We start from the raw sequence: 3,985 nt of genomic DNA on the forward strand, positions 1-3,985 counted from the left end.
ATTCCATCCTGCTTGAGGCAAGAAGTCGCCGCGGGACATGCGCACGGCGTCGCCGTTGACCACCGTCCAGACGCCTTCGCCTTCGACCACGAAGCGGAACGCGTGTTGGGTGTGGCGATGCYCCGGTGCATCTTCGCCTGGCATGAGGTATTGGATCGCAGCCCACAAGGTTGGCGTGGCAAAGGGTTTGCCGCCAAGGGATGGATTGGCCAGCGCAATCGCGCGCCGCTCGCCGCCACGACCGACCGGCACGATGCGGCCCGCCTGCTCAGCGAGTTCATTCAACCTGTCCCAGCGCCACAGATGCGGGGCCGCCTTCGATTGGGGATGCACCGGCATCAGGTCGCCGATCTCCGTCCACAGCGGCACCAGCAGCTCCCGCTCGAAGCCGCGATACAGCGCCTCTAGCTCAGGCGATGGATCGGGCTGCCCAGGGGCGGCAACGGCCTTCAACCGCACGGGCGAGGGAGTGACATCGACGGGCATGGTCATGTCCTTTCATTCGGCGAGGCCGATGCTGAGCGTGATCGCGCCGACACCATCTACGCGACCTTCGATGCGGTCGCCGGGTTGCAACGGGCCGACGCCCTCAGGGGTGCCCGTGAAGATCAGATCGCCCGGCTGCAGGTGATAGAACTTCGACAGGTCGGCGATGAGCTCTGGAATGTTCCAGATCAGTTTGGACAGATCCGACGCCTGCCGCTGGTCGCCGTTGACGTTCAAGACCAAAGCTCCCTTGTCGAGGATCGTGCCAGGCATCGGCACGATTTCGGAAACCACCGACGACTGCTCGACATCCTTGCCCAGGTCCCAAGGCCGGCCCTTCTCGCGGGCAACGAGTTGCAAATCGCGACGCGTCATGTCCAAACCGCAGGCGTAGCCATAGATCAACTCGGGAGCCTTGGCGTCGCTGACGCGAAACCCGGGTGCGCCGATCGCCACCACGAGCTCCATCTCGTGCTGATAGTCTTTGGTCCCGGGCGGGTATGAGACGGTGGCACCCGACTCGACGAGCGTTGAGGGCGCCTTGGTGAAGTAGAACGGCACCTCCGCCGACTTGTCGACGGGCCGACCCATCTCGAYKGCATGGGCGTGGTAGTTGCGGCCGACGAAGAAGAGCCGGTTGACCGGCAAGCGCTCGGTCTTGCCGCGCACAGGCAGCGAGTAGACGGGGGGCGGATTCCAGAGGTAGGCGGGCTGGTTCATGTTGGTTCCATTGAAGCTTGGTGTCGACATTCAGGCCACGCGGACGACCGGCGCGTTCTCCAACAGCTCGGGCAATTTGGCGCTCGCGGCTTGGTGATGGGCCGAGGACGACCGGCGGTGGTCGATCAGCAGGACGGCCATCATTCCGATGACAGCCGGTACCGAGATCGCGATGAAGTTCTGCTGCAGCGGCAGCTTCATGCTCACCAGAATGCCGATGACGATCGGCGCCAGGATCGCGCCGGTGCGGCCAATGCCCAACGCCCAACCCAGACCGGTGGAACGCACGGCCATCGGATAGAACTGGCCGGTGTACGCATTGGCAACGATCTGCGTACCAATGGTCGAGGCACCGGCCAGACCCACGACGATGAACAGAGCCGTCGTGGACATCGGCACTCCGAGCAGCGTGATCGAGATGGCGGCCAGCGCATACATCGCCGCCAGCACGAACTTGATGTGAAACCTGTCTGCCAGCCAGCCCCCGCCGACGGCCCCGATGATGGCGCCGCAGTTCAGCACCAGCACGAATGTCAGGGCGGAACCCAGGCTGTAGCCCGCGCCGGCCATCAGTTTCGTGAGCCACGAGCTGAGCGCATACACCATGAACAGGCACATGAAGAACGCGATCCAGAACATCACCGTGCTGAAGCCGCGGCCCTCGGTGAAGAGATGCCGGATGGGGGCGCTGTCGGCCTTGTCTTCCGCCGGCACGGTCAAGCGGTCGCTCGCTGCCGGCTGGTAGCTCGGCTCCACTTTGGAGGCGATTGCCTTCAGTTCCTCGTGGCGGCCCCGGGCAAGCAGAAATGGCATCGATTCCGGCAGCGACTTGAGGATGACGGGAATCAGCAGCACCGGGAGTCCGGCAGCGAAGAACACCGACTGCCAGCCATACGTCTCGATCAAGCCCTTGCCCAGGATCGCGGCCACGACACCACCGACGGCGTAGCCGCTGAACATCAGCGTGACCAGGGTCGCACGGATCTTCTTCGGTGCGTATTCGGTCATGTGCGCGACGACATTCGGCATCACGCCGCCAATGCCAAGCCCGGCAAGGAAACGAGCCAGGCTGAACATCACCGGGTCCTTGGTCAGGCCGGCTGCTGCGGTGAAGATGCTGAACAGAGCGATGCAGATGGCCATGGCCTTGCGACGGCCGATCTTGTCGGCGATGGTGCCCAGGAAGATGGCGCCGAACACCATGCCGAACAGCGCCGAGCTGACCATGAAACCGGCCTGGGTCGGATCGACACCGAGGTCCTTCATGATCGATGGCAGCGCGATGCCGACAACCGCCAGGTCATAGCCATCGAAGATGATGATCAGCGCGCACCAGAACAGCACGAGCCCGTGAAAGCGGTTGAAGCGGGCCTCGTCGGCCAGCTTGTGAACATCGATTTGCCGCATGGCTGTCTCCTGGTGGGTGTCTTGACGACAGTGGTTCAGAGCTTGGACATCGGTATCGACACATCGGCGAGCCGATCGGGGTCGATCGCCTTGCGCTGCTCGATAAGGCGACGAGCAAAGCGCAGGTCACGTGCAGCGTTGGGCCCGATGGCGGCATGGATGACATTGCCATCGAGATAGAACAGCACGAAGCTGTCGGCCCCCGGCGTTCCGCGCGCGACCACGCGATGCGTCGGTGTCGGCACGCCGTAGATCTGCAGATTCATGCCGTACTGATCGGACCAGAACCAAGGCAGAGGTTGATAGTCGACCTCCATGCCGAGTGCAGAGCGCGCCGCGGCGATTCCCTGCTCCTGCGCGTTCTGCCAGGATTCGAGCCGCAGCCTCCGGCCAGCCCACGGGTTCGGTGCCACGGCGACGTCGCCCGCGGCCAGGATGTCGGGATCGGATGTTCTGCAGCGCGAGTCGACGATCACGCCGCCGTCGCACTCGAGACCCGCGCTGCGGGCGATCTCGTCGTTAGGGATGAGTCCGATGCCTGCGACGATGGCGTCGCATGGCAATTCAGTGCCGTCGCCGAGTAAGACCACCGAGCGACCCTCTGCGGTCGACGACACGCCCGTGATGCTGGCGCCCAGCATCACGCGGGTGCCGTGCGTTCGATGCAACGCGAGCAGGTGCTCCGAGATGTCGCGTGGCACGGTGCGCTCGCACAGGCGGCTTTGGGCTTCGATGACGGTCACTTCGGCACCCAACTTGCGGGCCGTTGCCGCAACCTCCAATCCGATCCAGCCTCCGCCGGCCACGACCACGCTTCGCCCCGGCTTCAACGTCGGTGCGAGCGCCAATGCGTCGTCGATTGTTCGCAGCGTGTGGACGGGCACGGCGTCGGCGCCCGGCACCGCGAGGGGGCGAGCGCGGCCCCCTGTGCACAGGATCAGCTTGTCGTAGGCCAGCGACTCGCCGCCCGAAAGTTCGAGCCGCTTCTGCACCCGCTCGATCCGCGTCACGGCGACGCCGGGTCGCCAGTCAAGCTCGAGCGCCTCGAATGCGTCCGCCTTGTGCAGCCTCGTGCTTTGGTGGTCGGCTTCACCGGCCAGCACCGCTTTCGACAACGGCGGGCGCTCGTGCGGCGGGTGCAGTTCGGCGCCGATCAGCACGATCCGACCCTTGAACCCTTCGGCCCGCAGCGTGTGCGCTGCCCAGCCGCCGGCCTGGCCCGCTCCGATGATCACGATCGTCTTGGGCGCGCATGCAGCGGCCGCGACCTCTGGTCGCTCAGCGTTCATGTGGGTCTCCTGAGGTGGTCGACCGGCGTCGTCAGTCGAGGGCGAGCCAGACACGGCCGCCTTCGATCTTCACCGGGTAGCTG

4 protein-coding genes are annotated in these 3,985 nt (G+C 65.0%); all 4 read right to left on the reverse strand.

What is annotated here, in order from left to right:
• A partial coding sequence (locus AC1DYI_RS28740) for a cupin domain-containing protein (protein ID WP_477207538.1) occupies nucleotides 1-486 on the reverse strand: 486 nt, incomplete at its 3' end.
• A 12-nt stretch (nucleotides 487-498) separates the two neighbouring features.
• Nucleotides 499-1,206, reverse strand: coding sequence for a fumarylacetoacetate hydrolase family protein (locus AC1DYI_RS28745; RefSeq protein ID WP_477207539.1), 708 nt, complete (start codon nucleotides 1,204-1,206; stop codon nucleotides 499-501).
• A 30-nt stretch (nucleotides 1,207-1,236) separates the two neighbouring features.
• Complete coding sequence (locus tag AC1DYI_RS28750; RefSeq protein WP_477207540.1) at nucleotides 1,237-2,613, reverse strand: MFS transporter; 1,377 nt, start codon at nucleotides 2,611-2,613, stop codon at nucleotides 1,237-1,239.
• Nucleotides 2,614-2,648: 35 nt separating this feature from the next.
• Nucleotides 2,649-3,902 carry an NAD(P)/FAD-dependent oxidoreductase gene (locus tag AC1DYI_RS28755; protein WP_477207541.1) on the reverse strand — a complete coding sequence of 418 codons (1,254 nt, stop codon included), beginning with the start codon at nucleotides 3,900-3,902 and terminating at the stop codon, nucleotides 2,649-2,651.
• Between the last annotated feature and the right edge of the window lie 83 nt (nucleotides 3,903-3,985).

Source organism: Ideonella sp. P3_A4 (assembly GCF_056403075.1).

What these genes read in the sequence shown, in the direction of transcription:
- AC1DYI_RS28750 (WP_477207540.1), bottom strand. Translation starts at nt 2,613, where the DNA reads ATGCGGCAAATCGATGTTCACAAGCTGGCCGACGAGGCCCGCTTCAAC.
- AC1DYI_RS28755 (WP_477207541.1), bottom strand. Translation starts at nt 3,902, where the DNA reads ATGAACGCTGAGCGACCAGAGGTCGCGGCCGCTGCATGCGCGCCCAAG.